Source organism: Kitasatospora sp. NPDC022785, from assembly GCF_055561295.1.
Map to the genome: position 1 here is coordinate 138007 of NZ_JBVHHB010000021.1, position 15711 is coordinate 153717.

The 15711-nt window shown below is 70.6% G+C and carries 18 protein-coding genes; 6 read left to right on the top strand and 12 right to left on the bottom strand.

Features of this window, described 5'->3' with window-relative positions; genetic code table 11:
- The first annotated feature begins 116 nt into the window (after positions 1–116).
- Positions 117–746, top strand: a complete 630-nt coding sequence (locus ACZ3YO_RS28360; RefSeq protein ID WP_465574642.1) for a class I SAM-dependent methyltransferase — start codon at positions 117–119, stop codon at positions 744–746.
- A gap of 209 nt (positions 747–955) precedes the next feature.
- On the opposite strand, the gene ACZ3YO_RS28365 is transcribed toward ACZ3YO_RS28360, so the two are convergent.
- From ACZ3YO_RS28365 to ACZ3YO_RS28380, 4 genes are read right to left on the bottom strand one after another with little or no spacing between them, the layout of a single operon-like run.
- Positions 956–1288 carry a hypothetical protein gene (locus tag ACZ3YO_RS28365; RefSeq protein WP_465574645.1) on the bottom strand — a complete coding sequence of 111 codons (333 nt, stop codon included), beginning with the start codon at positions 1286–1288 and terminating at the stop codon, positions 956–958.
- 36 nt (positions 1289–1324) lie between these two features.
- Positions 1325–1474, bottom strand: coding sequence for a hypothetical protein (locus tag ACZ3YO_RS28370; protein WP_465574648.1), 150 nt, complete (start codon positions 1472–1474; stop codon positions 1325–1327).
- Positions 1471–1710, bottom strand: coding sequence for a hypothetical protein (locus ACZ3YO_RS28375; protein WP_465574650.1), 240 nt, complete (start codon positions 1708–1710; stop codon positions 1471–1473). The genes ACZ3YO_RS28370 and ACZ3YO_RS28375 overlap by 4 nt, the downstream gene beginning before the upstream one ends.
- A 37-nt stretch (positions 1711–1747) precedes the next feature.
- Positions 1748–2113, bottom strand: a complete 366-nt coding sequence (locus ACZ3YO_RS28380) for an ATP-binding protein (protein WP_465574653.1) — start codon at positions 2111–2113, stop codon at positions 1748–1750.
- A gap of 249 nt (positions 2114–2362) precedes the next feature.
- Between ACZ3YO_RS28380 and ACZ3YO_RS28385 the strand changes: the two genes are divergently transcribed.
- The gene (locus ACZ3YO_RS28385; protein ID WP_465574656.1) at positions 2363–3256 is read left to right on the top strand and encodes a helix-turn-helix domain-containing protein; all 894 of its coding nucleotides are present in this window, start codon (positions 2363–2365) and stop codon (positions 3254–3256) included.
- 12 nt (positions 3257–3268) lie between these two features.
- Positions 3269–3469 (top strand): DUF397 domain-containing protein, encoded by a 201-nt coding sequence (locus tag ACZ3YO_RS28390; RefSeq protein ID WP_465574659.1) that lies wholly within the window; start codon positions 3269–3271, stop codon positions 3467–3469.
- Positions 3470–3521: 52 nt separating this feature from the next.
- Here ACZ3YO_RS28390 and ACZ3YO_RS28395 read toward each other — a convergent pair whose 3' ends face one another.
- Positions 3522–4301, bottom strand: coding sequence for a hypothetical protein (locus tag ACZ3YO_RS28395; protein ID WP_465574662.1), 780 nt, complete (start codon positions 4299–4301; stop codon positions 3522–3524).
- A 349-nt stretch (positions 4302–4650) separates the two neighbouring features.
- On the opposite strand from ACZ3YO_RS28395, the gene ACZ3YO_RS28400 reads away from it, so the two are divergent.
- The gene (locus tag ACZ3YO_RS28400; protein WP_465574665.1) at positions 4651–5370 is read left to right on the top strand and encodes a hypothetical protein; all 720 of its coding nucleotides are present in this window, start codon (positions 4651–4653) and stop codon (positions 5368–5370) included.
- Between the two features lie 112 nt (positions 5371–5482).
- The gene (locus ACZ3YO_RS28405) at positions 5483–5677 is read left to right on the top strand and encodes a hypothetical protein (RefSeq protein ID WP_465574667.1); all 195 of its coding nucleotides are present in this window, start codon (positions 5483–5485) and stop codon (positions 5675–5677) included.
- A gap of 69 nt (positions 5678–5746) precedes the next feature.
- Here the strand turns inward: ACZ3YO_RS28405 and ACZ3YO_RS28410 are convergent, their stop codons facing one another.
- Entirely contained in the window at positions 5747–6130 is a 384-nt protein-coding gene (locus tag ACZ3YO_RS28410) for a carboxymuconolactone decarboxylase family protein (protein ID WP_465574755.1), read from the bottom strand.
- A gap of 327 nt (positions 6131–6457) precedes the next feature.
- Between ACZ3YO_RS28410 and ACZ3YO_RS28415 the strand changes: the two genes are divergently transcribed.
- Positions 6458–6838, top strand: coding sequence for a VOC family protein (locus ACZ3YO_RS28415; RefSeq protein WP_465574671.1), 381 nt, complete (start codon positions 6458–6460; stop codon positions 6836–6838).
- 71 nt (positions 6839–6909) lie between these two features.
- Here the strand turns inward: ACZ3YO_RS28415 and ACZ3YO_RS28420 are convergent, their stop codons facing one another.
- The 6 genes from ACZ3YO_RS28420 to ACZ3YO_RS28445 all read right to left on the bottom strand — a co-directional run bounded on the left by ACZ3YO_RS28420 (position 6910) and on the right by ACZ3YO_RS28445 (position 15682).
- The gene (locus ACZ3YO_RS28420) at positions 6910–7962 is read right to left on the bottom strand and encodes a 2-oxoacid:ferredoxin oxidoreductase subunit beta (protein WP_465574674.1); all 1053 of its coding nucleotides are present in this window, start codon (positions 7960–7962) and stop codon (positions 6910–6912) included.
- Positions 7959–9974 (bottom strand): 2-oxoacid:acceptor oxidoreductase subunit alpha, encoded by a 2016-nt coding sequence (locus ACZ3YO_RS28425; protein WP_465574677.1) that lies wholly within the window; start codon positions 9972–9974, stop codon positions 7959–7961. Before ACZ3YO_RS28425 ends, ACZ3YO_RS28420 begins: the two co-directional genes overlap by 4 nt.
- Positions 9975–10259: 285 nt before the next feature.
- Positions 10260–10922, bottom strand: coding sequence for a LuxR C-terminal-related transcriptional regulator (locus ACZ3YO_RS28430; RefSeq protein WP_396324531.1), 663 nt, complete (start codon positions 10920–10922; stop codon positions 10260–10262).
- Between the two features lie 251 nt (positions 10923–11173).
- Positions 11174–12184 (bottom strand): polyprenyl synthetase family protein, encoded by a 1011-nt coding sequence (locus tag ACZ3YO_RS28435; protein ID WP_465574681.1) that lies wholly within the window; start codon positions 12182–12184, stop codon positions 11174–11176.
- 232 nt (positions 12185–12416) lie between these two features.
- Entirely contained in the window at positions 12417–14054 is a 1638-nt protein-coding gene (nuoN, locus tag ACZ3YO_RS28440; RefSeq protein WP_465574684.1) for an NADH-quinone oxidoreductase subunit NuoN, read from the bottom strand.
- A complete protein-coding gene (locus tag ACZ3YO_RS28445; protein WP_465574687.1) occupies positions 14051–15682 on the bottom strand; it encodes an NADH-quinone oxidoreductase subunit M in 1632 nt (543 codons plus the stop codon). The genes nuoN and ACZ3YO_RS28445 overlap by 4 nt, the downstream gene beginning before the upstream one ends.
- Between the last annotated feature and the right edge of the window lie 29 nt (positions 15683–15711).

Consider the following 15711-nt stretch of genomic DNA (forward strand, 5'->3'; position numbering starts at 1 on the left):
GTGGCCGGTCCTCCCCGGGAGCGGCCGAGGGCCTGGCTCCGCTCCCACACCGCATCCGTCACCCCATCTCGACCTACCACAAGACCGATCATCAGACCGGCTTTAGAGTGCTTCCCGTGGCGGATCATCAGGACGAGACCAGGGTGGCCTACGACGGGGTCGTGGAGCTGTACGCATCACTGTTCGCGGACCGGCTGGAGGGGCGGCCGTTCGCCCGGGCCATGATCGGCACCTTCGCCGAACTGGTGCGCGAGACGGGCAACCCGCGGGCCGCGGACGTCGGGTGCGGGCCCGGACATCTGACGGCCATGCTGCACGAACTGGGCCTGGACGCCTTCGGACTCGACCTCTCCCCGGGCATGGTCGACCACGCCCGGGGGGCCCATCCGGCGCTGCGCTTCCAAGAGGCGCGGATGGAGTCCCTGCCGGTCGAGGACGGCGCGCTCGGCGGCGTACTGGCCCACTACTCGATGATCCACACCCCGCCGGGGGAACTGCCGGAGCTGCTCGCCGAGCAGGTGCGCGTCCTGGCACCGGGCGGCCTGCTCCTGGTCTCCTTCTTCGGGACCGACGGACCGGAGCCGGTCCGATTCGACCACAAGGTGACGCCCGCCTTCAGCTGGCCGGTGGACGGCCTCGCCGAACTGCTGGCCGACGCCGGGCTCGTTCCCTTCGCCCGGCTGCTCCACGACCCGGCCTCCGAACGGGGCTTCCTCGACGCCCACCTGCTGGCCCGCCGTTCGTAGGGCCTGTACGACAATGCCCGCACGGCAACGCCACGTGTTGTGACGAGGCTTCAGCCCCTGGGTCGAGACCTCGTCACCGTTGCGGCCGGTCGGGCGCGGCCTGCCGGTCTGTATCCGCCCCGCGTCCTTCGTTCCCTCGCGCCCTGAGGTCAGGTGGGAGGGCGCCGGTGGCAGTCGCGGAGTGGGAAGTCGGAGGGGCCGACTTCCCGCTACGGGTCCGAGGCGGCTGGTCTGACCCTGGGACCGGCCCCGGGTCGGGGGTTGAGACGGGCAGGGTGCCAGGTGGTGTTGCGGCCGGCGCCCTCGCGATAGGCGATCCGCTGGACGGCGGTGAGCAGGCGGTAGAGATTCAGGGCAGCGTCCGACTCGTCGGCGTCATAGCCGAGTTGGTGGATGAATGCTTCGAGCTGGGGCCAGTCGAAGTCGTCGGGGACGGTCGGGGTGCATCCGGTGGCGGTATGCGCGTTGAAGGCGGCGGCGACGGCGTAGTGGGCGGCGGCGAGCGCGTTGGCGAGCGGAGGCTGCGGCGGCACTTCGGGCATGGAGGTGCCCTTCATGGGAGGGGTGACAGGGGGCGATCAGTTCGGTGTGCGCCGGGCGGGCGCGTCATCCTCGGGCTTTGCAACCTTGACAGCGGTGATGACGCCGAGGACGACGGTGACGATCGCGAGCGCGATCAGGACGGCGAACGCGGCGCCGACGAGGAAGTCGATGGTGCCGGTTCTCATCGGCGGATCCCGATGACGTGGTGGCCGAGGTGGGCGGCGAGGCCGTGCAGAAGTTCGTGGGCCTGGTCGCGGGTGAGGGGGAAGGCGAGCTGTTCGCCGGGGCCGGCGTGGACGTCCAGGTCGACGGCGAGCCGGAGCTGCACGGTGGCGTCTGGGACGGCCTCAACGGCGAGGTAGGGGACGGTCGTTCGCTCGACATGGGTGGAGCTGGTGACGAGCGGGATCACGACTCCCACGGGTCACCTCGTCGGGCGCCGGGGAAGGAGTTCGGGCTCACGCGGCGGCGTCCAGCTCGAACCAGACGCTCTTGCCGCGCTTGCGGGGGTCGGCCCCGAAGCGGTGGGTGAGCGAGCGGACCAGGTGGAGCCCTCGGCCGGAGAGCTCGTAGGGGTCGGCGGAGGTTCGCTGCTCGGGGAGGTCCGGACTGTCGTCGCTGACCGAGACGCGGACGGTCCGGTTCAGGAGGACGACCACCACGAGGGGCGCCTGACTGCCGGCGTGCTTCCAGGCGTTGACGAAGAGCTCGTGGAGGGCGAGTTCGGCGTCGCGGATCACATCGTCCGGCCAGCCGGAGGAGCCGAGGACGTCCCGCAGCTCGTCGCGGGCGGCGGACCAGTCGGGAGGGTTGAAGGCACGCACGAAGAACCTCCGGAAGAGGAGAGGGAGTTCGCGGCGGAGACGTGACCGTGAGCCAGGCCGCACATGGCTGCTCTGCGGCGCCAGGGAAGGCATTACTGACGCTCCGTCGTGTGATCGGTGCAACACTGAGAGTAGGGGGTTGAGTGGCAAGGTTGCAAGCCGATCGATGAGGCTCCCCTACTGCCATCACTCGTTGGTGGCGCCATAGAAGACTTGTGCGCGAGACTGCGCTGACAGGGAAGGACAGCCGTGGGATACAAGGGGCCGATCAGCCAGCGGCAGCGCCGATTCGGCGAGGAGCTGCAACGCCTGCGCAGCGCAGCCGGATTGTCCGCGCCGGAGGCCGGCGCGCTGGTAGGCATGAAGGGTCCGGCGGTGAGCCACACCGAGGCCGGACGGATCACCCTCAACCCGGAGCGACTTGAGATCTGGCTCGACGCGTACGGATGCCTTGATCCTGCCTACCGCGCGAAGATCGCCGACATGGGTCGCAGCACTGGGAAGGGCTGGTGGACGGACTTCACGGATCGCGTTCCATCGCTGTCACTTGATCTCGCAGAGACAGAGTCCAGCTCCGCCTCGATCGACAACTATGAGACCTTCTACGTTCCCGGCCTTCTCCAGACGCCCGCCTACGCCGAGGCCATCTATGAAGACGCACATCACAACCGCAAGTTGGATGTGGCAGCCGAGATCGATTTTCGGATCCAGCGGCAGCGAATCCTCACCGATCTACCCCATCGGGAATTCCGATTCGTAATCCATGAGACAGCACTGCGCTTGCGATTCCCAGGCGATGCCGTGATGAGGGAGCAGCTCCTGCATCTGCTCGATATTTCAGAGCTTCCCAACGTCAGCATTCAGGTCTTGTCCTTCACTGCCGCGAAGAAGCCACCCCACACGGGCCAGTTCGTGCTTCTCGATCCCGGAGCATCAGACCTCTCCACGGTAATTGTGGATCACCCAAGCCACACCGAGTATCTTGGCGACCGGCGCTCGATCGAGAGTTACCGAACGACGTTCAACCAACTGAGCGAGCTTGCGCTGCCTTCCGTCGATACAAATCAGTCCCTGACCACACTCTCCTCCTCCCGCGACTCGTGGGGACTCATTCGACATCTCCTCTACTTGATCCAGACCTGAAGGGCGCGCCCGATGTCCGAACTTCGTTGGCAGAAGTCATCGTTCAGTGGCTCGAACGAGGGCGGCAGCTGCGTTGAACTCGCCTCCGGATCCGGCGACCTCCGCCACGTCCGCGAGTCCGACGACCCGGACGTCATCGTGACCACCACCGCCGCCAAGCTCCGCGCCTTCATCCTCGGAGTCAAGGCCGGCGAGTTCGACCACCTCGTCTGACCGGCCCGAGCCGGGGCGGTGGCCGCCACTTCGGCGGCCACCGCCCTCCCCCTCACCAGGGCGCTACGGCCCTGTCACACGTGGCGCCCGGGCAGCCGGTGGCATAGGTCTGGGTCACGCCGATCGCCATCAGGTAGCGGTGGCCCGCGTAGGCCTTGGCTTTGAGCCCCTCGGCGTCGACGCGCCGCCAGTCGAAGTACACGACCCGCTCGGAGTCCCGGTCCAGATACGGCTTCGCATCCGGGCCGCTCAGGGACGACCGGTCGTCCCAACTGCCCATCACCAGCGGAATGCCCCTGCCGTCCGCGACTCCGACCGTCAGCGTGATCCCCTTCCGCCCGTCGCCGGGCACGTGGTCGACGCTGACCGTGTTCGGCCGGGCCAGCGCCTCCGCCGTCTGCTCGGCCGTCGCATCGCCGCCCGGGCTGTGCATGTGCCGCAGCTGCTGCACCAGGTTCTTGCCGTCGGATCGCACCTTCCAGCCGAGCCCTTCGGCCGCCCGGTCCAGGTCGGCGAGCCGCTGCTCGATCTCGCCGTCGAACGCCGCGTACAGCACCGTCGTCCTCTGGCACACCACTGGCGACCAGGCCGGCTTGCTGCCGAAGGTCTCGCTGCGGGCCTCCGCATGACAACGGTCGGCGACCGAGCTGTCCAGGACCTCCGCCCAGGACGCCGCCGCCTTCAGCCGCGCCGTGTGGTCGTCGGCGAACGTCACCGCCCGTTCGCGGGCCTCACGCGTGTCGGCCGCGCGGGCCAGTCCCGCCGCGTCCGGCGCCTTGGGAAGGGTAGTCAGATCGAAAAAAGCCCAGGCGAACACCGCGACGACGATCACCGCCGCCGCCACGACCAGGCCGAGCAACGTCAACAACACCCGCCGTATCCCGGACCGGACCGAGCCATCCCCCGCTCTCATGGCCACCACCGTAGCCACAGCCTCCCATCCAGCCCTCGCGCGAGATGCCTCCGAGACACCCCTGCAACGGGCCCGAGACTCGCCGCAGGTCCACGCCCACGCGGCCCCGGCAAACTCCGGCGGCCGCACCGGCTCTTCGACAACCCCGACGCGGTCACGTCACGTCCGAGTCAAAAGCTCGCCAAGCCGTGGCGCCCGCCCCCTCCGCCGCGCTATCAACATGAGAGCAGGACCGCCGCCTGGCGGTCCGGGACACGGGGGAACTCACATGAGCAGCATCCGCGCCGGTAGAAGCACGCTGGCACTCGTCAGCCTCGCGGCAGTAGGCGCGCTGACCCTCACCGCTTGCAACGACGACAACTCGTCGGACACGGCCACGAACACTCCGCCCCCGGCCGCCGCCCCGACGACCCCGGCGGCCGCCCCGACCACGCCCGCCGCCGCGCCGAGCACCCCGGCCGCCGCGAGCCCGTCCAGCAGCGCTCCGGCCGGCGCCACCGCCAGCGCGCCCGCGCCCGCGGCCGGCGGCGGCACGGACGCCACCCCGGGGCAGACCTTCAAGATCGGCCAGCCCGCGCAGGTGCAGTTCACCTCCGGCAGCACCAAGGGCGTCATCGCACTCGCCGTCAGCTCGATCGAGACGGGCGACCCGGCCGACCTGGACTCGCTCAAGCTCGGCGACAAGGTGAAGGGCCTCGTCCCGTACTACGTCCACTACTCGATCACCAACGCGGGGACCACGGACCTGTCCTTCACCAGCGTGGACCACATCAAGGGCCTCCTGCCGGACGGCAGCGAGGCCCAGGAGCTGATGATCATCGGCGGCTTCGCCAAGTGCCCGAGCTCGTCGCTCCCGAAGGGCTTCACCAACGGCCAGACCGCCCAGGGCTGCGCCGTCGCGCTCGCCCCGACGGCCACCAAGGTCACGGGCGCCGAGTACTGGGGCTCCCCCTACACCCTCGGCAAGGGCGCCATCTCCTGGAAGTAGCGGTGCACGGTACGGGTGCCGGTACCGGGCTTCCGCCGGCCCGGCACCCGTACCGGCCGCGACGGCGGCCCGCCGAGGCATCGGGCCGGACCCCCGGGGTACCGTCCCCCTCATGAACGAGTCCCGCCACCCGTCGCCCCGCCAGGACGCAGGCGCAGTCCGCTCCCTCCGGGCCCGCTACGCCCGCAGCTACCGGCTGCGGGTCGCCGCGCTGTTCGCCGGGGTCGTCCGCGACGGACTCCTCGGCGCCTTCAAGGCCGTGGCGAAGGCGTCCCGCCGCTCCGACCCGGGTGACAGCGACTGCTGACGCCGCGTCGCGGCGGGGCGGGGCGGGGCCGGGCGGGGCCCCGCCCTGCTCAGCCCTGCCCCGCCCTGCTCAGCCCTGCGCCGGCGCCTGCGCGCCCACGGGCAGCAGGCCGCGCTCGCCGAAGACCTTCTTGGCGACGAACGTGGCGTTGAGGGCGCGGGGCATGCCGCAGTAGACGGCCGAGTGCAGCAGCGCCTCGACGATCTCCTCGGGGCCGAGGCCGACGTTGAGGGCGGCGTTGATGTGCACGTCCAGCTGCGGTTCGCAGCCGCCGAGGGCGGTGAGCATGCCGAGCGTGACCAGCTGCCGGTCACGGGGGGCCAGGCCGGGCCGGTCGTAGATGTCTCCGAAGGCCCAGGCGACGACCTGGTGGCCCAGCTCCGGCGAGATGTCCGCCAGTGCGTCGATGACCTTCTGCCCGCCCTCCCCGTCGATGCGGGTCAGGACCTCCATGCCGTGGTCGAAGCGCTCCTGGCGGGTCGCGGCGGGGGCAGCAGCGGCGGCGTTCTTCATGGATGGTCCGTTTCCGCCGCCGGGACGGCAGCTGTTCGTTGCGGGTGAGCCTGCACTCCGGCCGCGGGATTCGCGTCTCCGCCGGCCACACCAAGGACAGTAGGAGTTGGAGTCCGCTCTAAGGCAAGCACCGCCGCACCGCCCGCACGTCGCCCCGCGGACAGCCCCGCGCATCCCCCTGGCGCCGCGCATCCCCCTGGCGCGATTCTCCGTACCATGTATAGTGTACTGCGTACGGGGTATTCGCCGACGATAGGGCCTTCATCCATGCAGATCACCGCTGCCGCCGTTTCGCTCACCGTCGAGGACGAGGCCGCCTCCTCGGCCTTCCTCCAGAAGCACTTCGGATTCGCCGAGCAGATGGCGGCCGACGGGTTCGTCTCGCTCGGGCGGGAGGACTCCGGGATGAACGTGATCTTCCTGCGGCGCGGGATCAAGGTGCTGCCGGAGGGGTTCCGGGACCAGCACGCGGCCGGGCTGATCCTCGCCTTCGACGTCACCGGCCTGGAGGGCGAGGAGGCACGGCTCCGCGGGGAGGGCGTGGAGATCACCATGCCGCTGCTGGAGGAGCCGTGGGGCGAGAAGCTCTTCCAGGTCACCGACCCGAACGGGGTCGTGATCCAGCTGGTCGAGTGGGTTCGGCGGTAGCACCGGCGCAGTAGCGGAAACGACGGCGCTCCCATGGCCCGGGCCGTGGGAGCGCCGTCACCGCGCAGACCTCAGGCGACGGTCCAGGTGTCGTTCCCCGCCAGCAGCGCGGCCAGCTCGCCCTGGCCGCGCTGGGCGACCGCCGTGGCGAGCTGGGAGGCCATCAGCTCGTCGTACACCGGGCGCTGCACGCTCCGCAGCACGCCGATCGGGGTGTGGTGCAGCGTGTCCGTGTCGGCGATCCGGGAGAGGGCGAACGCCCCGGCCGGGCCGGCGGCATGGGCGTCGTGGACGACCACCGAGGCCTCGTTGCCGGCGGTGACGGCGTCGACGAACAGCTCGCCGTCCGGGCTGCGGAAGACGCCCTGGGAGCGGTCCGCGCCGAACCGGATCGGCTGCCCGTGCTCCAGGCGGATCAGCGCCTCGTCCCGGGTGTTCGGCTCCTTCAGGACCTCGAAGGCGCCGTCGTTGAAGATGTTGCAGTTCTGGTAGATCTCCACCAGCGCCGTGCCCTCGTGCTCCGCCGCCGCCCGCAACACCGACTGGAGGTGCTGGCGGTCGGAGTCGATGGTCCGCGCGACGAACGACGCCTCCGCGCCGATCGCCAGGGAGAGCGGGTTGAACGGGGCGTCCAGCGAGCCCATCGGCGTCGACTTGGTGATCTTGCCGACCTCGCTGGTCGGCGAGTACTGGCCCTTGGTGAGGCCGTAGATCCGGTTGTTGAAGAGCAGGATCTTCAGGTTGACGTTCCGCCGCAGCGCGTGGATCAGGTGGTTGCCGCCGATCGAGAGCGCATCACCGTCACCCGTCACCACCCAGACGCTCAAGTCCTGCCGGGACGACGCGAGCCCCGTGGCGATGGCCGGCGCCCGGCCGTGGATCGAGTGCACGCCATAGGTGTTCATGTAGTACGGGAACCGCGACGAACAGCCGATCCCGGAGACGAAGACGGTGTTCTCCCGCTTGATCCCCAGCTCCGGCATGAAGGCCTGCACGGCCGCCAGGATCGCGTAGTCACCGCAGCCCGGGCACCAGCGGACCTCCTGGTCGGTCTTGAAGTCCTTGGCGCTCTGCGGCGTGTCGTCCTTCGGGACCAGCTTCAACGAGGGGAACTTCTCGCTCATCGGTTGTCCTCCTCGCTCGCCGGTGCGGCCGCCGAGTTGCTCGCCGACTCGTCCAGATTGCCGATCGCCGCCCACAGCACGTCGGCCAACTGCGCCGCCTTGAACGGTAGTCCGCGCACCTGGTTGTAGGACTGCGCATCCACCAGGTACTTGGCGCGCAGCAGCAGCGCCAGCTGCCCGAGGTTCATCTCGGGGACGATGACCTTGTCGTAACTCTTCAGCACCGCGCCGAGATTGGCCGGGAAGGGATTCAAATTCCGCAGGTGGGCCTGGGCGACATGGCCGCCGTCCGCGCGGACCCGGCGGACGGCCGCGGTGATCGGCCCGTAGGTCGAACCCCAGCCGAGCACCAGCACGCGTGCCTCACCGGACGGATCGTCGACATCGATGGCAGGAACGGTGATCCCGTCCACCTTGGCCTGCCGGGTGCGGACCATGAAGTCGTGGTTGGCCGGGTCGTACGAGATGTTGCCGGTGCCGTCCTGCTTCTCGATGCCGCCGATCCGGTGCTCCAGGCCCGGCGTACCGGGGACCGCCCACGGGCGGGCCAGCGTCTGCGGGTCCCGCAGGTACGGCCAGAACGCGCCGTCCTCGCGGTTCGGACCGGTCGCGAAGTCCGGTTCGATCGCGGGCAGTTCGTCGACCTCCGGGATCCGCCAGGGCTCGGAGCCGTTGGCCAGGTAGCCGTCCGACAGCAGGAACACCGGCGTCCGGTAGGTGACCGCGATGCGTGCCGCCTCCAGCGCCGCGTCGAAGCACTCGGCCGGGGTGGCCGGGGCCACGATCGGCACCGGGGCCTCGCCGTTGCGCCCGAACATCGCCTGGAGGAGGTCCGCCTGCTCGGTCTTGGTCGGCAGACCGGTGGACGGCCCGCCGCGCTGGATGTCGACCACCAGCAGCGGCAGTTCGAGCGAGACGGCCAGGCCGATGGTCTCGCTCTTGAGCGCCACGCCAGGGCCCGAGGTGGTCGTCACGCCGAGTGCGCCGCCGAAGGCCGCACCCAGCGCCGCGCCGATGCCGGCGATCTCGTCCTCGGCCTGGAAGGTGCGTACGCCGAAGTTCTTGTGCCGGCTCAGCTCGTGCAGGATGTCCGAGGCCGGGGTGATCGGGTACGAGCCGAGGTAGAGCGGCAGCCCGGAGCGCTCGGCGGCGGCGATCAGGCCGTAGGACAGGGCCAGGTTGCCGGAGATGTTGCGGTAGCGGCCCGGGGGCAGCTTCGCCGGCGACACCTCGTAGGAGACCGCGAAGGACTCCGTCGTCTCGCCGAAGTTCCAGCCCGCCCGGAAGGCGCTGATGTTGGCCTCGGCGATCTGCGGCTTCTTGGCGAACTTGGTGCGCAGGAAGGACTCGGTGCCGCGGGTGGGCCGGTGGTACATCCAGGAGAGCAGGCCCAGGGCGAACATGTTCTTCGCCCGCTCGGCGTCCTTGCGCGCCAGACCGCTTTCCTTGAGCGCCTCCAGGGTCAGCGTGGTCAGCGGCACCTTGTGCAGGTGGAACGCCTCCAGCGAGCCGTCGGCCAGCGGGTCGGCCGGGTAGCCGACCTTGGCCAGGGCGCGCTTGGTGAACTCGTCGGTGTTGACGATGATCTCCGCGCCGCGCGGCAGGTCCGGCAGGTTCGCCTTGAGGGCGGCCGGGTTCATCGCCACCAGGACGTTGGGCGCGTCCCCCGGGGTCAGGATGTCGTGGTCGGCGAAGTGGAGCTGGAAGGACGAGACACCCGGCAGCGTCCCGGCAGGGGCCCGGATCTCGGCCGGGAAGTTGGGCAGGGTGGAGAGGTCGTTTCCGAAGGACGCCGTCTCCGAGGTGAATCGGTCACCGGTGAGCTGCATCCCGTCGCCGGAGTCTCCGGCGAACCGGATGATCACCCGGTCCAGTCTGCGGATCGGCTTGGCGCGCCTGGGCTGCGGACTCGTCGGCGCGGCGACACCGGAACGGTCCTCACCCGTCCCGGAGCGGCCCTGACCGCCGTCCGAGCCGTCCACTGCTTCTGACTGATCGACCTGACTGGTCACTGCCGCGGACCTCCTCGTGGGCACCAGCCGCGGGCGTGAGCCGTGTGCCCCGTCCGCCTGGTGCACCTCTCGCATCCTATGCGGGTAAGGATTGCCTTGGACGGAACTACCGGATGCGGCGGCAAATCGCTGCCACATTGGGTACAACGCCTTGAATCCGCGCTCCCATACCGGGCCGGAGTACCGGCACGGGAGTGCGAACCGGGGAATACCGGCCCGGGAATACCGGCGCGGGAGTATCGGCCCCGGCGTACCGGCCCGGGCGTACCGGCCCGGGAGTGCGGGCTAGGAGTTCAGGTAGGTGAGCACCGCCAGCACCCGGCGGTGGTCCTCCGGGCTCTGGGCCAGACCCAGCTTGAGGAAGATGTTGCTCACGTGCTTCTCCACCGCGCCGTCCGAGACCACCAGCTGCTTGGCCACCGCGGTGTTGGTCCGGCCCTCGGCCATCAGCCCGAGCACCTCGCGCTCGCGCGGGGTCAGCCCGGCCAGCACGTCACTCTTGCGGCTGCGGCTGAGCAGCTGCTGCACGACCTCCGGGTCCAGCGCGGTGCCACCCCCGGCGACCCGGACCACCGCGTCCACGAACTCGCGCACCTCGGCGACCCGGTCCTTCAGCAGGTAGCCCACACCCCGGGTGGAGCCGGCCAGCAGCTCGGAGGCGTACCGCTCCTCCACGTACTGCGAGAGCACCAGCACGCCCAGCTCCGGGTAGAGACCACGGAGCGTGACGCAGGCGCGGACGCCCTCGTCGGTGTGGGTGGGGGGCATCCGGACGTCGGCGACCACCACGTCGGGCAGCGCGCCGTCGGCGGCCAGGTCGTGGACGGCCTTCAGCAGCGCCTCGCCGTCCCCGACGCCCGCCACGACCTCCAGACCCCGGTCGGTGAGCAGCCTGGTCAGGCCCTCCCGCAGCAGTACGGAGTCCTCGGCGATGACGACGCGAAGCATGGTGGCCTTCCGGGTTGGTACGGCTGCGGGCTGGGCTGACGGGTGTCAGTCTTCCCTACTCGTAAGGCCGTCGGGCAATAAATCGCACCGGGCTGCACCACCGGGCACCGCCGGGCAGGGACGGAGGACCAACCGGGCCGCGCCGGAGCACCGCCAGGCACGGCCGAGAACCGCCAGGCACGGCCGAGGACCGCCGGGCGCCGAGGCCGGATCGCCGCGCGCGACGGCACCCCGGCCCCCGGCCGCCCGCCTCACATGGTGCGGATGGCCACCGCGTCGCACAGGCCCTGCAGCGCCGCCTTGGCAGCGCCGTCCGGCAGCGGGTCGAGCAGCGCGCGGGCCTCCTCCGCGTGCCGCAGCGTCTCCCGGCGGGCATGCTCCAGCGCCGGGTGGCGGCGCAGCAGCCGCAGCGCCTCGGCGTGCCGCTCGTCGTCGCCGAGGTCGCCGTCGATCAGCTCGCGCAGCCGCAGGTCGGCCGGGTCGGACTCGTCCACCGGCATCTGCCGGAGCAGCAGGGTGGGCAGGGTCGGCACGCCCTCACGCAGGTCGGTCCCGGGAGTCTTGCCGGACTCGTGGCCGTCACTGGCGATGTCGAGCACGTCGTCGGCCAGCTGGAACGCGATGCCGATGCGCTCGCCATAGGCGCTGAGGATGTCCGTCACCCAGGGCTCGGCGCCGGCCAGCAGTGCTCCTATCCGGCAGGAGACGGCGATCAGCGAGCCGGTCTTGCCGGCCAGCACGTCCAGGTAGTGGCGCAGCGGGTCGTCGTCCGGGCCGGGGCCGGCGGTCTCCAGGATCTGACCGGTGACCAGCCGTTCGAAGGCGTCGGCCTGTACGCGGACGGCCTCGGGGCCGAGGTCGGAGAGCACCTGGGAGGCGCGGGAGAAGAGGAAGTCACCGGTGAGGATGGCGACCGAGTTGTCCCAGCGCGAGTTGGCGCTGGGGGCGCCGCGGCGAACGGGGGCCTCGTCCATCACGTCGTCGTGGTAGAGCGTCGCGAGGTGGGTCAGCTCGACGACGACGGCGGCCGGCACCACGCCGGGCGCGTTGGCGTCGCCGAACTGGGCGGCGAGCATCACCAGCAGGGGGCGGAAGCGCTTGCCGCCCGCTTCCATCAGGTGGCTGGCGGTGACGGTGATGAAGGGGACGTCGCTCTTGACGGCTTCCATGAGCGCCGCCTCCACCGCGTCCATCCCGGCCTGGACGTCACGGGTCAGATCGCGGTCCTGCACGCTGAGCCCAAAGGGTCCCACGACGGTCACGAAGACCACTCCTCTGTCCCTGGTCGATCTAGCGGCCTGGTCCCTGAGTGCCGCCGCTTGGCCATACAGGCAGGGTATCCGGTCGCGAGTGGATCACTGCACGGGCGTGCGGGTCCTGTCATGGTCGGGCTGGACCCGCAGGTCGGAGCCGGTCCGGAAGCGGCGCGTCCGGACCGCGCGGAGTGTTGCGCGGCCCGGACGGTGAAGCGCCGACGGGTAATCGGCCCGGGGCTCAGCGGACGAAGAGCGAGGCCTTCGACGCCAGGTCCAGGAAGTACTGCGGAAGCAGGCCGAGGCCGAGGGTGACGAGGACGCCGACGCCGATCGCGGTGGCCGTGAAGGCGCTCGGGATGGCCACGGTCGGGCCGCCCGGCTGCGGGTCGGAGAAGAACATCAGCACGATCACCCGGATGTAGAAGAACGCGGCCACCGCCGAGCTGAGCACACCGACGATCACCAGCGGGGTCGCCCCGCCGGCCGCGGCGGCCTGGAAGACCGCGAACTTCCCGGTGAAGCCCGAGGTGAGCGGGATGCCCGCGAAGGCCAGCAGGAAGAGCGCGAACACCGCCGCGACCAGCGGCGAGCGCCGGCCCAGCCCTGCCCAGCTGGACAGGTGGGTCGCCTCGCCCTTGGAGTCGCGCACCAGGGTGACCACGGCGAAGGCGCCGAGCGTCACGAAGGAGTACGCCAGCAGGTAGAACAGCACCGCGCTGAGGCCCTGCTTGTTGGTGGCGATCACGCCGGTCAGGATGAAACCGGCGTGCGCGATGGAGGAGTAGGCGAGCAGCCGCTTCACGTCCTGCTGGGTGACGGCCAGGACGGCGCCGACCACCATCGTCAGGATCGCCACGCCCCAGAGCACCGGCCGCCAGTCCAGCCGCAGACCGGGGAAGGCCACGTAGAACAGCCGGAGGAGGGCGCCGAACGCGGCCACCTTGGTCGCGGCCGCCATGAAACCGGTGACCGGGGTCGGCGCGCCCTGGTAGACGTCCGGGGTCCAGGAGTGGAACGGCACCGCGCCGACCTTGAAGAGCAGTCCGACCGCGAGCATCGCCAGGCCCACCAGCAGCAGCGCGTCGTTCTGGGTGGTGGAGAGGAGCGCCGGGGTGGCCAGCGCCTTGCCGGAGATGACGTCGGCGATGTCGCCCAGCCGGACGCTGCCCGCGTACCCGTACAGCAGGGCGGTGCCGAACAGGAAGAACGCCGAGGCGAAGGCCCCTAGCAGGAAGTACTTGACCGCCGCCTCCTGGGAGAGCAGCCGGCGGCGCCGGGCCAGCGCGCAGAGCAGGTAGAGGGGGAGGGAGAAGACCTCCAGCGCCACGAACATGGTCAGCAGGTCGTTGGCGGCGGGGAAGAGCAGCATCCCGCCGACCGCGAACATGGTGAGCGGGAAGACCTCGCTGGTGGCGAAGCCCGCCCGGACGGCGGCGCGCTCCTGCTCGCCGCCCGGCGTGGCGGCGGCCTGCGCGGCGAAGGCGTCGGCCGGCTCACCGCCCGCCTTGGGCTCCAGCTTCCGCTCGGCGTAGGTGAGCACCGCGACCACGGCGGCCAGCAGGATCACGCCCTGCAGGAAGAGCGCCGGACCGTCGAGCGCGACCGAGCCCATCGCCAGCAGGTCGACCTTGGTGGAGCCGTAGCCCTGGGAGGCGAGCACCACCACGGCGGTGAACGCTCCGGCCAGGCCGAGCAGGGCCAGCCAGACCTGCGCCCAGTGCCGGTGCCGGCGGGGCAGGAAGGCCTCCAGCAGGATTCCCGCCACGGCGGTGCCGAAGACCACCAGCATCGGGGAGAGCTGTCCGTACTCGACATGCGGCGCCGGGATGCTCTGGGTGTTGCCGCCGGCGGCGGCGAGCCATCCGGTGGTGCTCACTTGTGCTCACCTCCTGAGGTGGCGTCTCCGTGGGCGGCGACCGGGTGGGCCGGCGCCGGGTCGGACTGGTGGACCTGCGAGAGGGTCGCGTCCACCGCCGGGTTGACGATGTCGGTGAGCGGCTTCGGGTAGACGCCGAGCAGGACGGTCAGGGCCAGCAGCGGGGCGACCACCACGAGTTCGCGTACCTTGAGGTCGGGCATGGTGCGCACGCTCTCCTTGACCGGCCCGGTCATGGTGCGCTGGTAGAGCAGCAGGGCGTAGAGCGCGGCAAGCACGATGCCGAAGGTCGCGACGATGCCGATCGCCGGGTACCGGGTGAACGTGCCGACCAGGACGAGGAACTCGCTGACGAACGGCGCCAGGCCGGGCAGCGAGAGGGTGGCCAGGCCGCCGATCAGGAACGTCCCCGCGAGCACCGGGGCGACCTTCTGCACACCGCCGTAGTCGGCGATCAGCCGGGAGCCGCGGCGGGAGATCAGGAAGCCGGCCACCAGCATCCACGCGGCGGTGGAGATGCCGTGGTTGACCATGTAGAGGGTGGCACCGCTCTGGCCCTGGCTGGTCAGCGCGAAGATGCCCATGATGATGAAGCCGAAGTGCGAGATGGAGGCGTAGGCGACCAGCCGCTTGATGTCCTTCTGGCCGATGGCGACCAACGCGCCGTAGATGATCCCGATCACCGAGAGGACGAGGATCGCCGGGGCGAAGGTCTTCGAGGCGTCCGGGAAGAGGCCGAGGCAGAAGCGGAGCATCGCGAAGGTGCCGACCTTGTCGACCACCGCGGTGATCAGCACGGCCGTTCCGGCGGTGGACTCGCCCATCGCGTTCGGCAGCCAGGTGTGCAGCGGCCAGAGCGGGGCCTTCACGGCGAAGGCGAAGAAGAAACCGAGGAACAGCGCCTTCTCGGCGGTGCCGCTGAGCACCAGCCTGCCGTCGGCGATCGCGCCGGTCAGCGTCGGGAGGTCGAAGGTGGCGAAGCCCTGGTCCTGCGCGATCACGTACAGGCCGATCACGGCGGCCAGCATGATCAGGCCGCCGAGCAGGTTGTAGAGCAGGAACTTCACCGCGGCGTACGAGCGCTGACGCGCCGACTCGGGGCCGCCCGCCTTGTCGCCGAAGCCGCCGATCAGGAAGTACATCGGGATCAGCATGGCTTCGAAGAAGACGTAGAAGACGAAGACGTCGGTGGCGTAGAAGGAGACGATCACCATCGCCTCGACCGCCAGGATCAGGGCGAAGAAGCCCTGGGTGCGCCTGCGGTTCTCGAAGGTGCCGTCCGGCGCGGCCGGCGCCGGGTCGGCGTCGTGCCAGGAGGCCAGCATCACGATCGGCACGAGCACGGCGGTGAGCAGCGCCAGCACGGTGCCGATGCCGTCCACGCCGAGCGAGAAGGTGATGCCGAAGGAGCGGATCCAGCTGTAGGACTCGGTCAGCTGGTACCGCGCGCCGCCCGGCTCGAACTGCCCGGCCACGGCGGCGGCCAGGGCCAGGGTGACGGCCGAGACGCCGAGCGCGACGGCCTTGGTGGTCCGCCGCCGGGCCTCGGTGGACCCGGCGGGCAGTGCGGCGGTGAGCACCGCGCCGGCCGCCGGGACGGCGCAGGTGGCGGACAGCAGGGCACTCATCGCCACACCCCCGGAGATGAACTGGGCCT